Annotated in this window: 1 protein-coding gene; it reads right to left on the reverse strand. The window is 75.2% G+C overall.

Going from position 1 to position 2,409, the window contains the following annotated elements:
• Positions 1-2,409: type I polyketide synthase (locus PPSIR1_RS41310; protein ID WP_045117779.1), on the reverse strand; the 2,409-nt coding region annotated here is incomplete at both ends.

Below are 2,409 nucleotides of genomic sequence, written 5' to 3' on the forward strand. Positions count from 1 at the left end.
GGAGGACACGCCGGCCCGCCGGACCCGCTCCGAGCGCGGCCACGGCTGGGCCTCGGTCAGCAGGCTCACGGCCCCCGACGACCAGTCCACGTGGGGCGTGGGCGCGTCGACGTGGAGGGTCTTGGGCAGGCGCTCGTGCTCGAGGCTGAGCAGCACCTTGATGACGCCGCCGACGGCCGCGGCCGACTGGGCGTGGCCGATGTTGGACTTGATCGAGCCGAGCCACAGCGGGCGCTCGGCCGGCCGCGCGTCGCCGTAGACGGCGAGGATGCTCTGGGCCTCGATGGGGTCGCCCAGGCGCGTGCCGGTGCCGTGGGCCTCGATGGCGTCGATGTCCGTCGGGCGCAGCCTGGCCTGGCGCAGGGCCGTCTCGAGCAGGCGCCGCTGGGACGGCCCGTTGGGCGCGGTCAGGCCCTGGCTGCGGCCGTCTTGGTTGACGGCGGTGCTGCGCACGACGGCGAGGATCGGGTGGCCCTTGGCGCGGGCCGAGGACATGCGCTCTACGACCAGCATGCCCATGCCCTCGGACCACGCCGCGCCGTCGGCCTGGGCGGCGAAGGACTTGCAGCGGCCGTCGGGGGCCATGGCCTGCTGGCGGCTGAACTCGACGAACAGCGCCGGGGTGGCCATGAGCGCGACGCCGCCGGCGAGGGCCAGCTCGCACTCGCCGGCGAGCAGGGCCTGGCGGGCGAGGTGGAGGGCGACCAGCGAGGAGCTGCAGGCCGTGTCGACGGTGACCGCCGGCCCGGTCAGCCCCAGGCTGTAGGCGATGCGCCCGGACGCGACGCTCGCCGAGCTGCCGATGCCCAGGTAGCCCTCGAGGCGCTCGAGGTCGTTGAACATGCGCCCCGCGTAGTCCGAGTACATGACCCCGACGAACACGCCCGTGCTCGATCCGGTCAGCGAGTCCGGGGGGATCTGGGCGCGCTCGAGGGCCTCCCAGCTGCCCTCGAGCAGCAGGCGCTGCTGCGGATCGATGGCCTCGGCCTCGCGCGGGCTGATGCCGAAGAAGCCCGCGTCGAAGTGGGCGCTGTCGTAGATGAAGCCGCCCTCGCGGCTGATCGACTTGCCCGGCGCGCGCGGGTCGGGGTGGTAGAGGTCGCGGGGCCAGCCGCGGTCGTCGGGGAACTCGCCGATGGCGTCGACGCCGTTGTCGAGCAGGCGCCACAGGCCCTCGGGGTCGGCCACGCCGCCGGGGTAGCGGCAGCTCATGGCGACGATCACGACGGGGTCCTCCTCCTCGCTGGCGAGGGTCGAGGCGGACTGCGCAGCGGCCAGGGGGACCGCCAGGCTCGGGGTCGTGCGCGCCTCGAGCTGCTCGGCCATGGCCGCGACCAGGGCGTGCTGGGTGGGGTAGTCGAACAGCAGGGTCGAGGGCAGCTCGAGGTCCGTGGCGTCCTGCAGGGCGTTGCGCAGCTCGACGGCCATGAGCGAGTCGAGGCCGACCTCGCGCAGGGGCCGATCGGGGGCGATGGCCGTCGACGAGCGCAGGACCTTGGCGATCTCGGCGGCGACGAGCTGGAGCAGCTCGTTGCGCAGGGCCTCGCCGCTGCTGTCGAAGCGCAGCTTGGCGCGCGTGCGCTCGCCCTGGCGCAGGCTCTGGGGGACGAGGGCGCGGGCGAGGGCGGGGAGGTTGGGGCGCTGGCTGAGCTTGGCCAGGTCGAACTTGATCGGCGCGACCACGGGCAGGAGCTCGGCCTGGGCGAGGGCCGCGTCGTAGAGGGCCATGCCCTCGCGCACGCCGATGGGCCGCAGCCCGCCCTTGCGCAGGCGCTGGCGATCGGCCTCGCCCAGGTGGCTGAGCAAGCCGCCGGTCTCCCACAGGCCCCAGGCCAGGGACAGCGCGGGCAGGCCCTGGCTGGCGCGGTGGTGGGCGAGGGCGTCGAGGAAGCCGTTGGCCGCGGCGTAGTTGCCCTGGCCCGGCCCGCCGAGCATGCCGGCGGCGCCCGAGAAGCACACGAACTCGCGGGGCTGGGGCTCGAGCTCGAGGCTCAGCTGGTGGAGGTGCCAGGCGCCGGCGACCTTGGGCCGGGTGACCCGGGCGATGGTCTCGGCGTCGAGGCCCTCGATGGGCGCGTCGGCGAGCACGCCCGCGACGTGCACCACGCTCGCGAGGGGGCGCTCGCTGGTGGCGGTCTCGAGGGCCTTGGCGACGGCCTCGCGCTCGCCGACGTCGCAGGCGAGCACGCGCACGCTCTCGGCCCCGAGCGCGCGCAGGCGCTCGGTGAGCGCGTCCACGTCGGGGCTCTCGGGACCGCGGCGGGAGGCGAGGACCATATGCCGGACGCCGCGCTCGCGGACGAGGTGCTCGGCCAGGGCGGCTCCGAGGCCGCTGGTTCCGCCGCTGATGAAGGTCGCGCCTTCGGACGGGCTCGCCGACTCGGCGGGGGCCACGGGCAAGGGGCGCAG

The sequence above is a fragment of the Plesiocystis pacifica SIR-1 genome (genome assembly GCF_000170895.1).
GTDB lineage: Bacteria > Myxococcota_A > Polyangia > Nannocystales > Nannocystaceae > Plesiocystis > Plesiocystis pacifica.